Below are 15,059 nucleotides of genomic sequence, written 5' to 3' on the forward strand. Positions count from 1 at the left end.
TTGGTTAATACGAAATACACTGCCATGAAGATAAGGATCAGAGGAAACAGTATCCGGTACCGGCTGGATAAACGGGACATCGCCACCCTGGAACAACAAGGCAAGGTAGAAGAGGATACCCGCATTGGCGCGGGCGCCCTGCATTTCTGCCTCAAAGCCAGGGATACCGACAAAGCAGGTATCAAGCTGGAAGGAGCTGCCGTGCACCTGTCATTACCCCGCCAACAGGTTACACAGTGGATCCAAACGGAGCAGGTGGCTATTGAGCAGGAACTGACCAATCCGGATGGCTCCATATTAAAGCTCCTAATAGAGAAAGATTTCAAATGCATTACCAGTGATGAAGATCAAAGCCAGGCCTTTGATAATCCCCTGGCTAAAGATAATTGCTGATTAACGTGCTGACAGATTCCCATAACCGTGTTATCAATTACGTGCGGCTGGCCGTAACAGACCGTTGCAACCTGCGTTGCAGCTACTGTATGCCGGAGCATATGCAGTTCCTGCAACGCAAGGAGCTGCTAACCTATGAAGAGATACTGCGCATCATGCAGCTACTGGCGGCAGAAGGCGTAAATAAAGTACGTATCACCGGCGGCGAGCCTTTCCTGCGCAAAGACTTGATGTTCCTGTTATCAGCATTATCGCAGCTGCCTGGTATAGACCAGATCTCCATCACCACTAACGGGGTGCTCACCAAAGCCTTTATCCCCGATCTGCAGGCATTAGGCATCCGCAACATTAACCTGAGCCTGGATACCTTGCAACGGGACAAATTCCGCCGTATCACCTTCCGCGATGAGTTCGATAAAGTGATGGATACCCTGCATGCACTGCTGGCCCATAACATGAACGTGAAGATCAATACCGTGGTGATGGACGGCGTAAACACTGATGAATTGCTGGCCTTTGCCGCGCTTACAAAAGAGCAGCCCGTTTCTGTACGCTTTATAGAAGAAATGCCTTTTAATGGCCATGGCAAATCTTTTTCAGGCCAACTCTGGAATTTTGAGCACATCCTCAACAACCTGCGTACTGCCTACGAGTTGGAAAAGATACCCGACGCACCCAATGCCACGGCCCTCAACTATCATATACCCGGCCACCAGGGCCATATAGGCGTTATACCTGCTTATAGCCGCACTTTCTGCGGCAGCTGCAACCGCATCCGCATTACGCCTACCGGCGGATTTAAGACCTGCCTCTATGGCAAGGACGCCATCAACGTACGGGACCTGCTACGGCAGGGCGCCACGGATGAGTACCTGCTGCATGAATTGCAGCGCGCTATCCACCATCGTTTTGCCAATGGTTTTGAAGCAGAAGCTGCCAACGAAAAAATGGTAAGTATGTCTGAGATCGGGGGATAATTACTTTATCAGCATCCGCACGCCGGCATACAATATCAGCACAGCCGTAATACCTTCTACCCAACGGGGCTTTAAGATAGCGGAGCTAAAACGCGAGCCTATCTGTCCGCCAATAATTACGGACAATATCAGCGGTAATGCAAACCGGTAATCCAGTATCAGCTGTCCTTTAGTGGCCTGTCCTGCCAGGCCGGAGATAGAATTCACCAATATAAAGAAGCTGCTGAGCCCTGCAATATTCTTTGCGGTATCATACCGCCCAAGGCGTAAGATGGGCGCCAGGTAAATACCACCGCCAATACCTGTCATACCGGAAAGCAGGCCTATCAAGCCGCCAATAATGCCATAGCCGTAAACGGACTGTGTGCGGTTAGGATCCGGTACATATTCCTTTTCCCAAAACAGGCGGTAGCACATAAAAACGGCGGCTGTAGTAAGGGCAATGCCAAGCAATAAGAAGAAAGTTTGTTGTTTCAGGGGTAGATAGCTGCCTGCAAACGCCAGCGGTATACTGGCTAAACTTAGCTGCCAGGCTTTTTTCATGGGCAGATTGCCGCTGCGGTAAAAATGATATACGCCACCGGCTACCACTACCACATTACAGATCAACGCCGTGGACTTCATCAGCTGAAAATCCACTCCCCACAACGCCATCAGCGCCAGGTAGCTGGAGCCGCCGCCAAAACCGGCAGAGGAATACATTAAAGCGATCAGAAAAAATAGTAAACAGAGCTCTATGGACATAAAAACTTAATATGCTAGTAAGTCATCATTTCTTCATCGATCTCCTGCGCCCACGCATGTATGCCACCCTCTACATTATACACATAACGGAAACCCGCATTCACCAGCTGACGGGCAACGGCCATACTGCGCATTCCATGATGGCATATCACGACTACCGGTACATCTGCCTGCAGCTGCGGCATTAAACGCGGCACGGACCCCATAGGAATGTGCTGGGCCTGCGGAATGTTACAGATCTCCCATTCATGCATTTCCCGTACATCCAGCAGCTGCATGGGCGTAGCGGTATCCAGCCACTGCTGCAACTGTTGTACGCTCAGGCTTTTTACTTCGCTGGTATCACATACCCCCTGCTCATAATCTGCCAGCAATGCCGTGATCTGGTGGTTACCTGCCACCGGTTTTACCGCAAAATTATGATGGGTGTTGTATAAGGTATCAATGGTGAGCAGCTGGTTGGCCAGCGGTTCTCCGATCCCGCAGATGACTTTCACCGCCTCATTAGCCTGGTAACAGCCTATAATGCCAGGCAGCACGCCCAGTACGCCTATTTCGCTGCAGTTCAGCACCTCGCCCGCCTGTGGCGGTTCCGGGAACAGGCAACGGTAAGTAGCGCTGCCTTTATAGTTGAATACGCTTACCTGTCCTTCATACTTATAGATAGCCCCGTAGATAAAGGGCTTGTCCAGTATCACACAGGCGTCATTGATCAGGTAACGGGTGCCAAAATTATCTGTAGCATCCACCACCACATCATAGTTGGCGATGATGGGCAGCGCATTATCCGGCGTCAGGAATTGAGGATGGAGATCAAATTGCACTTCCGGGTTTAGCTGTTGCAGGCGTTTTACGGCGGCATCCAGTTTGGGCTGGCCTTCGTCCTGCATGGTATAGATCACCTGCCTTTGCAGGTTAGTAATGGAAACATTGTCCTGTTCTACTATCCCTATCCTACCTACGCCCATGGCCGTTAGATATTGCAGCACGGGTACGCCCAAACCACCGGCGCCTACTACCAATACGCTGGCTTCCTGTAACAGCCGCTGCTTCTCTGCGCCAAAGCCTTCCAATCTTAACTGGCGGTCATATCGTTGCATCTCACTTGTTTATATTGATAAAGATACGCAACAAACTGCTATCGGTGGTAGTGTTTCCCGCACGTCTATGCCGCCCAATGTAACGGATGCGTTTGTTCAGGTCCGGATGGCTGCTTAGCCATTCCGCAGGCTGCAGGCTGCTTTGTTTTTTAAGGGTATTGAACAGCCATTCAAACCCCTGGGGATTGATATGCCGTTGCTGTAATAGCTCCAGGCCGTACAGGTCCGCCTCCCGCTCCAGCCGGCGGGAATACTGCAGGTTTTTAAGGCTGTTGGCATTTTCTACTACTACGGCCCCTGCGCCGCCCAGGTCCCCAAATATCAGCGAAATGAACATATACGTGCCCATACTGCGGAAAATGGTCTTGGTGGTATGCTTCAGCTGCACATGCGCATATTCATGTGATAGCAGGGCGGCCAGCTCCTCATAATGCTGCATTTCATGCAGCAGCTGGTCATATACGATAATATGTCCGCCAGGCAGCGCAAAAGCATTGGATTGCTGCTCGTGCACCACGGTGATCTGCACCGGGTACCGCGAGGTGATATGCAGCTGCTGAAAAAAGGCGTTCGCCTGCTGCGTGGCCTCCGGCAGTATTTTGTATTGCTGTATCAAGGCATCATAACTGCTTTGCCCCAGTTTTTCCTCATAGCTGATGGGGATGTTATTGGCAATCCGCGCAGCCAGAAAAGGAATGAACCAGAAATACACCAGCGCCACAATGCCCAAAATGATCGTAACTACTGACAGTACAACGGTACGCCCTTTATGGGCATATGCCTGCGGGCCCTTTTTATGCGCCAGGTGATAGGCAACGGTATCTGCAAAAGTGAGTGCGTGAACAGTAATGGATTGCTCCGGGTAACCGGGGTATGCCAGCATATTGGCCGCCGGCCGTTTTACCTGGTCCCAGAACCAGAATACCTGACGCATAACGCCTTGCTCATCCTTTATTTCAATGGTGATCTGTTTGGCCGTTAGGGTGATGGCCGCGTCTACAGTAGTATCAGTAAGACTGTTATAATATTTCCCGTTATAGGTCTGCATCCGTTTGGGTATATAGGGTTCGCCTGTGATTTTTCATTGTTCATTTCTACCAGCCAAATAAGCTGGTCGCTGACGGTCGATCAGTCTTTATCATCATCCACGCCAATTGACAACAGCCACTTGCTACCGCCGCTCTACTATTTTTTGCATCCATACCAGGTCTCCATAAGTGCCATCTGCCAGCTTTATTCCTTTGGGCTGGCGTCCATACTCTAAAAATCCGAAGTTGCGGTATAACTGGATCGCCTTTTCATTATGTGCCAGTACGCTAAAATACAATTGTTCCAGCTCCGGATGCTGCTCCGCCCATCTCATGGCCGCCGTCATTAGCCGCCGGCCTATGCCCAGGTTCCAGTAAGCATGCAGCAGGGCTATACCCAGTTCTCCCATATGCAGCTGCCGCTGAAAATTGCGCTGCCGTACGGTGATGGTGCCGGCAATATCGCCATCCACCTCTGCCAGCAACAACAAATGCCGGCTATTATCCCCAAAGGAGCGGATAAATTCCTGTTCGGTGCGCAGGTCCAGCGCCTCCGCTTCCGCATGGGTAAACAACAGGAATGCTGTTTCACGGGTAATTTCACGGAAACAAGCCAGCAGCGCCGGTGCATCTTCTGGTTTGGCAGGCCGTATCAGCAACGCCTGCCCATTGGGCAAAAATTGATGCATGCTGTAAAATACCAAAAACAATCACAATATGAGCAGGCCCCGCTATCTGAGCCTTTTAACAAAATGAAGGAGCCGATCTTTCGATGCCGGTTGTCCCATTCCCTAAACAGTACCATCTCCCCTAAAAAATAAGGGAAGGCTTACACATCCTGTTACGGATGCAGCCTTCCCTAAAAATTTATATCTCGCGCTCAATGCGAATCGGCTCAAATTCTCAGTTTCACCACATAGGCCCTGCCAGCCGCTTAACTGATCTTGCCCGCGCCAAAATACGCCTGCAATACCGGCGGAATATGGATCCCATCCGCCGCCTGGTTATTTTCCAGTAAACAGGCCAGTATACGCGGCAATGCCAGAGAGCTGCCATTCAATGTATGCACCAGCTGCGGTTTGCCGCCGCTGTCCTTAAACCGGATCTTCATGCGGTTAGCCTGGTAGGCCTCAAAATTGGATACAGAGCTCACCTCCAGCCATTTCTGCTGGGCGGCGCTATACACCTCAAAATCATAGGTGAGCGCGGATGTAAAGCCCATATCTCCCCCGCACAGGCGCAGAATGCGGTAGGGAAGCTGTAAGGACTGTATCAGCCCCTCAACATGCGCCACCATTTCTTCCAGCACGGTATAGGATTGATCAGGATGTACCAGCTGCACCACTTCCACCTTGTCAAACTGATGCACACGGTTCAGGCCGCGCACATCCTTGCCGTAAGAACCGGCCTCCCGGCGGAAGCAGGGTGTATAGGCGGTCATCTTGATGGGCAGATCTGTATCCTTCAGGATCTCATCCCGGTAAATATTGGTTACCGGTACTTCTGCCGTAGGGATCAGGTACAGTTTATCCTCACCTACAAAATACATCTGCCCTTCCTTGTCCGGCAGCTGACCGGTGCCATAGGCGCTGTCAGCATTCACCAGGTGCGGCGGCTGGTATTCTGTATAACCGTTATTGGTATTATAGTCCAGGAAATAATGGATCAGCGCGCGTTGCAGCTTAGCGCCCTTGTTCTTGTATACAGGAAAGCCGCTGCCCGTGATCTTATTACCCAGCTCAAAATCGATGAGATCGTATTTCTTTGCCAGGTCCCAATGCGGTACCGCATCTGCCGCCAGGTTGGGTTTATTGCCGCCGGCGCGTACCTCTACGTTCTCTTCCGGTGTTTTACCGGCCGGTACAGCCGCAGCGGGAAGGTTAGGGAGTTTGGTCAGCGTATCATGCAGCAGTTTCTCCGTTTCGTTCAGTTGTTCGTTGATAGGGCCCTGTTGTAGCTTCAGATCTGCTACAGCCGCCTTACGTTGTTCCGCCTCTTCTTTCTGGCCGCCTTTCATCAGCTTGCCAATCTCTTCAGACAGGGTCCTGATCTTAGCCTGCGAATCATCATAGGCCAGGGTTAACTGTTTACGCTTATCATCCAGCGCCAGCACCTCATCTACCAAACCCAGTTCTTTAAACTGTTTGAGGGCCAGCCGCTCCAATACTAATTCCTTATTTTGACGAATGAACGGAACCTGTAACATTATTCAAATTTTCGCAAATATAGTTAAAAGAGATGGTAGCTTTTAGCTATTAGCATTTAGCCGTGGACATCCAGGCCAGCAGCCAACAGTTAAACACTTAGCTCAGATACTTCCCTACGATCGGCATTCTCCTGCCCACGCCAAATGCTTTCGACGATACCCTTATAATGGGGCAGAACTGGTTCCGCTTATATTCATTCATATTCACCAGTTTCAGCGTGCGCGCTACCAGCGCTTCATCAAAGCCCTGGGCAATGATCTCTCGCGGGCCCTGCCGTTGTTCAATATACTGGTACAGCAGTTTGTCCAGCACGGCATAATCCGGCAGGCTGTCGCTGTCTTTCTGGTTGGGACGCAGCTCCGCAGAAGGCGCTTTGTGAATAATATTGGCCGGTATGATCTCCCGCTCGCGGTTAATATATTCCGCCAACGCATATACCTGCATTTTATATACATCCCCCAGCACAGACAGGCCACCGGCCATATCACCGTACAGTGTGCCGTAACCGGTACTCAACTCACTTTTGTTGGAAGTATTCAGCAGTATATATCCAAACTTATTGGACAGCGCCATCAGCAGGTTACCGCGTATACGTGACTGTGTATTCTCTTCCGCTACGTTAAACGGCAGCCCGTTAAAATAAGGATCCAGCGTATCCAGGAACATCTCGTAAATATTGTTGATGCGGATCACATCATACGGGTTGCCCAGGTTCCTGGACAGCGCCACGGCATCATCTACGGAGTGCTCTGTAGAGTAGGGCGATGGCATCATGATAGCCCGCACATTCTCTTTACCCAGCGCATCGCAGGCAATAGCCAGGGTTACCGCACTGTCTATCCCGCCAGACGATCCCAGGATGGCCTTTGTAAATCCCATCTTGCCAAAATAATCACTGATGCCCAGTTTCAGCGCGCCATAAATGCGGTCTATGTTATAGTCAAATTGCAGTTCGCGGACAGGCGTATGTTTGATCACCGGCGCTGGCTGTGTGGACTGCAGCAGCTCATCCAGGTCCAGCGTATAAGAAGCTTCTTCAAAATAAGGCAGTTCCTTTACAATATTGCCATGGGCGTCAAATACCAGCGTTCCACCGTCAAACACGATCTCCGTCTGAGAACCCACCGTACAGCTGTACAACATGGGTAGCTTATACTTCATCACATTCGCGCGTATGATCTCTTTGCGGTCCTGGTCATGATCATAATCAAACGGACTGGCAGAGATATTGATCATTACATCCGGCTGTTGCAGGATCAGCTGATCCATGGGGCAGATCCGGTACAGCGGATTATCCCCCAGGTTCCAGATATCTTCACAGATCGTCAGGGCCAGCTTCTTACCCATAAAAGGGATCACATTCCACTCATAGGCCGGCTCAAAATACCGGTACTCGTCAAATACATCGTAGGTAGGCAGCAGGGTTTTATGCACGATATGTTTTACCTCGCCCTCATGCAGGAACCACGCGGCGTTGAACAGGTCTTTACCGTCCCGCTGCGGATTGCGGCAGGGCGCGCCCACTATTACCGCTATCTTATCCGTATAGGTTTTGATAGTATCGATAGCGGCGTAACATTTATTGATAAAGTCTTCAAACTCCAGGAAATCGCGCGGTGGGTAACCGCATACGCACAGCTCCGAAAATACCACCAGGTCCGCCTGCTGTGCAATAGCATCCTGAATGCCACTAATGATCTTCTCCGTATTCTTCTCAAAATTGCCAATGTGGTAATTCTGCTGCGCTAGTACGATCTTCATATATCCAATGAATAATTTACAGTTAAAAATACATTCCCAGCCGTAATGCAAAGCTATTCATATTCACTTTACCATCATCCCATTTAGCATTACGGGTAACATCCACAAACCCGTTCTGGTAGATAAGCCCTACAACGGCTGTCAATCTTTCGCCCAGGGGATATTCCACGCCGGCGCCCAGTAACAGACCTGCATTTATGGGGTTCAGGTCGCCCAGTACATTTTCTTTATCATAGCGCTCGCTCCGGCTGATCACGTCTGCCCGCCCCCGGATGGGGAATCCAAGATAGGTGCCAAACTGGCCCCAGGCGGCTATGCCATTATAAGCGGTGGTCTTTAGTTTGATGGTGGCCGGTATCTCAATATGCTGCAGCTTCATCGTGTATTCGGTAGGATCCTGACGGAAACGTTCCACGCCCTTGCCGGCGTCGTATTTAAGGGTACTGCCGCCCATACTGATCTGCAGACCGGTGGCAAATGCATAGTTGCCTTCCTCATTCAGCAGGAAATCCGCCATCAGCCCATAACTTAGCCCTAAACGGCTGCTGGTGCGGTTGGCCCCGGCGTCCTGGGGCTTTAGAACGGATATAATGGGGTCCAGTTTAAAACCCAGGCGAACCCTATCCATGGAAAAGCGGCGCTGCGCCTGACTTGCGGTGCCAATTCCCAGTAAAATCAACAGCCATACCGTGTGCTTCATATAATTTTTTCTTTTCTTTAATATATTTATGCCCGCAGATGGAGCGTTTATAGCTCCGGGAACATAAACCGGTATAAAAACCATGCAAAGGTACATCAATAATATTTCGTCCTTATGTGTAACGGCTTTGCTGTTGCTCACAGTATTCAGCGCCTGTAAATCCGGCAAAAAAGCGCCGGATGTAAGTCATATACCGGTTAACGTTAGCATCACCCGGTTTGACGAGGACCTGATCCGGATAGATACCAACAACATAGCGCCAGGACTGGAACAGCTACATGCGCGCTACCCGGTTTTCCTGCCAGCCTATGTGGAGCATATCATGGAATTTGGCAAATATGAGGACAGCACCCGCCAGATACCGCAGCAAATGCGCCTGCTCCTGGGTAATAAGGATTTCCGCAACCTGCAGGCGTCTGTACAACAAAAGTTCCCGGACCTGCACTGGCTGGAGCAGGATCTGGCCCAGTCCTTCCGTTATATGAAATACTATTTCCCGGCCTTTAAAGTGCCCCACACGGTAAGTTTCATCTCTGCCATTGGCAACTATGGCGCCGTTACCGCAGACAGCCTGCTGGGTATAGGGCTGGACATGTATATGGGCAGCGACTGGCCCATTTATGCCAACCTGCCGGATTACCCGGCCTATATGGTACGCCGCTTCTCTAAAGAATACATAACCACCAACTGTATACAGGCCATTGCCCAGCAAATGTACCCGCTGTCAGATAACGCCGCCAAACTGGTAGAGCAGCTGGTTACCGCCGGTAAGCATCAATACCTGCTGGACCAGGTGCTGCCCGAAACGCCGGACACTATCCGCATGGGGTATACGAAAGCCCAGCTGGAGTGGTGTTTTGATAATGAACAAATGATCTGGCAATACTTTGTACAGAATGAGCTGCTGTTTAAAGCAGACTGGCAGGAAGCCATGCATTTCATGGGCGACGGCCCCTCTACCCAGGGCATGCCGGAAGGCTCCCCGGGCCGTATCGGTTACTTCATAGGCCGGCAGATCGTTCGTAAATACCTGGAAAAACATCCGGAAGTAACCCTCCAGCAACTCATGGAAAACAAAGACCTGATGGGAATTTTCAATGAAGCCAAATACCGGCCCAGGTAGGTAACAGTCTATAAATTTTTTGCTAAAGAAAACAGGCGGGGAGTTCAACAAACGGGCTACAAGCTAATTGCTAAAAGCTAATGGCTAACAGCTGATCAATTCAGCTTAAACGGTACTACCATCTGGAACTCAGGTATTTTCACCTCAAACAGCTTTTTGTTCAGCTGGTTTTCCATCTGGTAAGTCCCATACATTTTACCTATTTCTGTGCGGAGGTTGGAACCGGATACATACTGGTAACTTTCTCCCGGGGCCAGTAGCGGCTGTACGCCTACTACGCCCTCGCCTTCTACTTCACGGTGGGTACCGTTGGAGTCGATGATGTACCAGTGACGGCGGAGGAGTTTAATGGGGAAGGTATTGTTGTTCTCAATGGTGATCCGGTAAGCAAACATGTACTCACTTCCAACCGGGTTGGAATAATCAGGCTGGTAGAATGTCTCCACGCTGATGGTGATCCCTTCTGTAACCTTTTTTACCATACAAACCTTCTCCTTTAACGTAAAAATAAGGAAAATAAATCCAGCCCGGATAAAATTTATGTGTTATTTGAACACACTTTAACCACTCTTTAACGATTTAGCAAGCCGTCCGCGGGTGCGCGGTCTTCCCGGTATGGCCTCCTGTTTTTGTCCAATTTAGAAGGCCCCGGCGCTTGCTTACGCTATACTATTTCCACCCCTTCCACGATGCCCGGCTCCTTTTCTGCGGCCCTTGCGGCCACTTCAAAACGGTTCTGCATATATCCATGGCGCCGGTACTCAGCCAGGTACAGCCACAGGAACCACAGTATCCCATATTGCCGGTACTGCTTAACATGGCAAACTTCATGCCTCACCCAGGCCACATTGGCCAGGAACTGTTGCCGGCCTATGCCGTACAGATGTATGGTGCGGCCTAGCACAATGGCCATCCGGGGGCTGTCCATTTTTCGGGCAGCCCGCCGGGCCAGCCAGGAATGTTCTTTAATACGGCACTTTATTTTTTCCAATCTTTTTTACCGAATAGCGAAAATCTCCGTGAAATGTTGAAACCCCAACGGAACTGCCCCTGTAACCAGGATGACCTCGTCTCAGGTATGAACTGGTTTTCCAGTATAGCCGTGGAGTTGGTAAAGTTAACGCTAAACACGTGACCGCCAGTCTCTATTTCTAAACCTGCTCCCAGGGGATTGAAGAACTTCACACCCAGGGATTTGTAATAATCCTTACTGGTCTGGTCACGGAAAGGAACGTAATATTCCGCTATGAATGCCAGTCTTTTAGATAATTTGATACGGCCGCTGCCACCCAGGGCAAACATATTGTTCATGTCCATGTACCCCACACGGTTGCGGTGCACATAGGTGGGAGACAGGGTCAGTGACAACCAGTTGCCAAACTTACGGGCTATGATCGCCTGACCTACGTAGGTCATACGGTCCGTAAACTCGTCAAAATGGCTGGCAGCCGTCAGATCATCGCTGGAGGTCATGGAGCTCACCGTTACGTTACCAAATACGGATAAGGAGAACGGCATATGATCGTCTGTTGTCTGTTTCAGGATCCGGTATTTAGCCAGCCCTTCAAAGATTTGGGTCAGGTCGCCGGAGCCCTTGGCGCGGCTGATGCCCACCATCAGGTTGTCCGAAATACCATACTCAAATGCAATACGTATATCGCTGGAGTTGTCCAGGCCAAAGGCTGTTTTACCGCCTCCAAATTCCCCGCCGGCATCGCCAAAACGGTGAGCTACCCTAAAATCCAGCTCATGCTTTTTCAGCGTTTCATTGGAATGCCCCATAATGATGCGGGTGGATTTAAAAGTGCCGGTTACCGGCTGATGCCCTGTAGTAGAGTCTTTAAACATGTTACTCAGGTCATCCTGTGCCCGGCTGGTCATGCTCAGGCTACAGCACATCAATAGTACACATAATAGACGCATTGTCTTCATAGCTCTTGGTTTGTATCGCTGTTTTAGTTTAAACCTTGGTTGTTTATTTGGCGGCAGTTGCAGCCGCAATGTAGGTGGCGTTTACAGTTACTTCCACTACCTCTGCAATGTTCTTGATCACCAGGGTAGGTATCTTGATCTTATGGTCTTCCAGCTTCACGTTAAATTTACAGGTAGCTGTCAGTTGCCCGTTGTTTACCGTAACAGTGCCTTTTTCCGTGTACGCCTTTTGTACGCCATGGATCGTCATGTTGCCATCTACCGTTACGTCATAGGTGCCGTTTTTGGTACAATCTATCGGACCGGATAATTTACCCTTGAATTCAGCCCAGGGATACTTTTCCGTTTCCAGGTAGTTCTCGTTAAAGTGCTCCTGCATCAATTTTTTCTTGAACTGAAAGGTATTTACCGGTACTTTAAAGTAGATAGCCCCCGTTTTAGCATTGATGGCAGCAACTCCTTTATCCGTTTTGGCTTCTATATCCTCCAGTGGTGCGGATGAAAAGAAAGAGAGATTAGCGTTGCGGCAGGAATAAACATCCTGCCCAAAAGCATGTAGCACGCCTAATAGAAGAACGGTAAATAAAATGATTTGCTTCTTCACCTTTTATAGTTTTTTGATTGAAAATCTATGAGCAGCTGATAGCCGGCAGCATGCGGGTAGTCATCCCCCGTCTTTATCTTTAAGCGCCACAAATTGCCGGCTATCGCCCAAAACATCAACTATTCCGGCATCCCGTTAGATATCCAGCAGCTGATGGAGTCGCGTACCGCCTGGGGCAGCGGGCCTGAGCCCTGCGGCATATCAGCCTGCGGGCCCGTTACGCGCAGCCGGAATACGGCTTCGTTATTGCTGATAAAACTCCTGAACTTGGCAAGCGTGTTAAAATCTGCGCCCAGGGGCGCAGTGGAGCCACTATGGCATCCTGTGCAGGTACGTTGCACAAGCCCGTATACATAGGCAGAGCTGATCTGTTTGGTGCTGCAATCACCTGAAACGGGACCGGTCTCCGGCGCTGCGGCTTCTTTGTTGGTACATCCAAAAACGGCTACGGCCAGTAGGCTAAACAATAAGAGATATGTTCTCATGCTTTAAAAGAAGGATTTAATGAAGGAATTATTTATTTGCATTTAAATTGTTTAACAATAGTAATTTCACGCAAGGCGACTGGTATCAAGGATAGCCTGTCCTTCATACACAATTAATACGATAGCAGTTTAAAAACAGTTGCCTGCAATAACGGCGGAACACAAAATATGCATTAAATTATACTTAAATATATCTGTAAGGTCATGACAATTGATGAGCTATATAGGATTTACCGGCAACATCCTGCTGTTCAAACGGATACGCGCAAACTTAAACCCAATGATATTTTTTTCGCCCTTAAAGGACCGAACTTTAACGGTAACACCTATGCGGAAAAAGCGCTGGAATTAGGAGCCGCATTTGCCGTGGTGGATGAGGAAGCCTACCATACGCAACCCGATCGTATGATGCTGGTGCCCGATGCCCTGCATACCTTACAGCAGCTGGCCCACTGGCACCGCATGCAGCTTAATATTCCCATACTGGCCATCACCGGTACTAACGGCAAAACAACCACGAAAGAGCTGATAAGCGCCGTACTGGCCAGCCACTGGAAAACTATAGCCACCGTGGGCAACCTCAATAACCATATCGGCGTGCCCCTTACGCTGCTTAGCATACTGCCGGGCACAGAGATCGCCGTTATCGAAATGGGGGCTAACCATCAACATGAGATCGAAAGCTATTGCCGTATCGCAAGGCCTACGCACGGCATTATCACGAATATAGGCAAGGCCCACCTGGAAGGATTTGGCAGTGAAGAAGGCGTGCGCAAGGCCAAAGGCGAATTATATGATTTCTTACGCGATCACGACGGCACCGTGTTCCTCTGCAATAATTACCCCTACCTGCTGGAAATGAGCAAAGGCATACCGGAAGTGATCACCTACGGCGAACAAGACGCAGACATCACCGGCACCCCCCTGGCAGAAACTGCCCTGCTGGGCGTACAGCTCACCGGCGAGGATGCGGATACCATCGGTACCCTGCAAACCCGCCTGACCGGCGCCTATAATTTCCCGAACGTAATGGCCGCCGTAACGGCAGGTATTTATTTTGACGTACCGGCAGACAAGATAAAAGCGGCTATAGAAGGCTACGTGCCTTCCAACAACCGCTCCCAGGTAATACAACAAGGCTCCAATACCATTATCATGGATGCCTATAATGCCAACCCTTCCAGCATGCGCGCCGCTATAGAGAACTTCAGCGGTATCAATGCCGCCAAAAAAGTACTGTTACTGGGCGCAATGATGGAACTGGGACCGGACAGCGTAAAGGAACATCAGGCCCTGGCAGACCTGCTGCAGCGTACCCATTGGCACGCCGTGGTACTGGTAGGCGGGGATTTCAGTAAGATCCAGCACCCTTATATCTACCTGGAAAATGCCGCCGAAGCGGCACAGTGGCTGCAGCAACAACAGTTTACAGATACTTATTTGCTGGTAAAAGGATCGAGGAGTATTGGGATGGAGAAGGTGATTGCGGTGTAGAAAAATTGACGCCCCTGCCCGTTCTTAAAGCCGGCAGGGGCAATCCGTAGCAGCATCCTGGATATAACAACGACCGCTCTCCAACAACTAAAATATTTCCCCTCTTAACTTCCCAGCGTCAAAAGATAGCTTAGGTTCGCATTAACCAAAACAAGCTAAAATGACTATCATTGTAATAGCGTTAAATGGTGGCGGCCAAGGCGGATAATCTTAGCATTATCTTTTATAGGTCCATTCAACTACAATCGTGCTTGCTGCCGTAATAACTATTCCCTTTCCATCTTCTTTCCGGTACGGTAATGCCGCAACTATAACGCAAGCAATTGATATCGATAAGATTCTACAGCATGATCTGAGTTCGCTGTTCTAAAAATTCGTAAATTTGCGTATGACAATTTCCAGTTACAATAGAATTAAGGCGTTGTTATTAGAGCAAAGGCGGCAGGTGACCAATTCATCAGCGGCCGCATCTCAACTGATAACCGATTTAGGCATCAGGGATATTTTAGTG

At 49.8% G+C, this 15,059-nt stretch carries 16 protein-coding genes; 4 read left to right on the top strand and 12 right to left on the bottom strand.

From position 1 onward, the window contains the following. Window positions 1-24 precede the first annotated feature (24 nt). Together F0L74_RS00530 and moaA are read left to right on the top strand one after the other, a co-directional pair. Entirely contained in the window at window positions 25-393 is a 369-nt protein-coding gene (locus F0L74_RS00530) for a DUF7009 family protein (protein ID WP_149835897.1), read from the top strand. Between the two features lie 5 nt (window positions 394-398). Further along, window positions 399-1,370, top strand: coding sequence for a GTP 3',8-cyclase MoaA (moaA, locus tag F0L74_RS00535; RefSeq protein ID WP_149835898.1), 972 nt, complete (start codon window positions 399-401; stop codon window positions 1,368-1,370). Here the strand turns inward: moaA and F0L74_RS00540 are convergent, their stop codons facing one another. The 7 genes from F0L74_RS00540 to F0L74_RS00570 form a co-directional block, all read right to left on the bottom strand. Beyond that, window positions 1,371-2,114: a sulfite exporter TauE/SafE family protein gene (locus F0L74_RS00540; protein ID WP_149835899.1), complete on the bottom strand. Its 744-nt coding sequence runs from the start codon at window positions 2,112-2,114 to the stop codon at window positions 1,371-1,373. Between the two features lie 14 nt (window positions 2,115-2,128). Then, window positions 2,129-3,214 carry a ThiF family adenylyltransferase gene (locus F0L74_RS00545; protein WP_149835900.1) on the bottom strand — a complete coding sequence of 362 codons (1,086 nt, stop codon included), beginning with the start codon at window positions 3,212-3,214 and terminating at the stop codon, window positions 2,129-2,131. A 1-nt stretch (window position 3,215) separates the two neighbouring features. Further along, window positions 3,216-4,262, bottom strand: a complete 1,047-nt coding sequence (locus F0L74_RS00550) for a M48 family metallopeptidase (protein ID WP_149835901.1) — start codon at window positions 4,260-4,262, stop codon at window positions 3,216-3,218. A 123-nt stretch (window positions 4,263-4,385) separates the two neighbouring features. Next, window positions 4,386-4,931, bottom strand: coding sequence for a GNAT family N-acetyltransferase (locus tag F0L74_RS00555; protein WP_149835902.1), 546 nt, complete (start codon window positions 4,929-4,931; stop codon window positions 4,386-4,388). A gap of 245 nt (window positions 4,932-5,176) precedes the next feature. Further along, window positions 5,177-6,448: a serine--tRNA ligase gene (gene serS / locus F0L74_RS00560; protein WP_149835903.1), complete on the bottom strand. Its 1,272-nt coding sequence runs from the start codon at window positions 6,446-6,448 to the stop codon at window positions 5,177-5,179. Between the two features lie 97 nt (window positions 6,449-6,545). After that, window positions 6,546-8,210 (bottom strand): NAD+ synthase, encoded by a 1,665-nt coding sequence (locus F0L74_RS00565; RefSeq protein WP_149835904.1) that lies wholly within the window; start codon window positions 8,208-8,210, stop codon window positions 6,546-6,548. A gap of 22 nt (window positions 8,211-8,232) precedes the next feature. Beyond that, window positions 8,233-8,910: a porin family protein gene (locus F0L74_RS00570; RefSeq protein WP_188315813.1), complete on the bottom strand. Its 678-nt coding sequence runs from the start codon at window positions 8,908-8,910 to the stop codon at window positions 8,233-8,235. 82 nt (window positions 8,911-8,992) lie between these two features. Here F0L74_RS00570 and gldB point away from each other — a divergent pair, with 82 nt between their 5' ends. Continuing rightward, a complete protein-coding gene (gene gldB, locus F0L74_RS00575; RefSeq protein WP_149835906.1) occupies window positions 8,993-10,033 on the top strand; it encodes a gliding motility lipoprotein GldB in 1,041 nt (346 codons plus the stop codon). A 95-nt stretch (window positions 10,034-10,128) separates the two neighbouring features. On the opposite strand, the gene apaG is transcribed toward gldB, so the two are convergent. The 5 genes from apaG to F0L74_RS00600 all read right to left on the bottom strand — a co-directional run bounded on the left by apaG (window position 10,129) and on the right by F0L74_RS00600 (window position 13,054). Further along, window positions 10,129-10,515, bottom strand: coding sequence for a Co2+/Mg2+ efflux facilitator ApaG/CorD (gene apaG / locus F0L74_RS00580; RefSeq protein WP_149835907.1), 387 nt, complete (start codon window positions 10,513-10,515; stop codon window positions 10,129-10,131). Between the two features lie 182 nt (window positions 10,516-10,697). Next, entirely contained in the window at window positions 10,698-10,946 is a 249-nt protein-coding gene (locus F0L74_RS00585) for a DUF4157 domain-containing protein (RefSeq protein ID WP_246197583.1), read from the bottom strand. A gap of 65 nt (window positions 10,947-11,011) precedes the next feature. After that, window positions 11,012-11,965, bottom strand: coding sequence for a DUF5777 family beta-barrel protein (locus tag F0L74_RS00590; protein WP_246197584.1), 954 nt, complete (start codon window positions 11,963-11,965; stop codon window positions 11,012-11,014). A 43-nt stretch (window positions 11,966-12,008) separates the two neighbouring features. Next, window positions 12,009-12,569, bottom strand: a complete 561-nt coding sequence (locus F0L74_RS00595) for a YceI family protein (protein WP_246197585.1) — start codon at window positions 12,567-12,569, stop codon at window positions 12,009-12,011. 119 nt (window positions 12,570-12,688) lie between these two features. Further along, window positions 12,689-13,054: a hypothetical protein gene (locus F0L74_RS00600; protein WP_149835909.1), complete on the bottom strand. Its 366-nt coding sequence runs from the start codon at window positions 13,052-13,054 to the stop codon at window positions 12,689-12,691. A 204-nt stretch (window positions 13,055-13,258) separates the two neighbouring features. On the opposite strand from F0L74_RS00600, the gene F0L74_RS00605 reads away from it, so the two are divergent. Next, entirely contained in the window at window positions 13,259-14,548 is a 1,290-nt protein-coding gene (locus F0L74_RS00605; protein WP_149835910.1) for a UDP-N-acetylmuramoyl-tripeptide--D-alanyl-D-alanine ligase, read from the top strand. The last annotated feature ends 511 nt before the right edge of the window (window positions 14,549-15,059 follow it).

The organism is Chitinophaga agrisoli, assembly GCF_008386695.1.
Taxonomy (GTDB): domain Bacteria; phylum Bacteroidota; class Bacteroidia; order Chitinophagales; family Chitinophagaceae; genus Chitinophaga; species Chitinophaga agrisoli.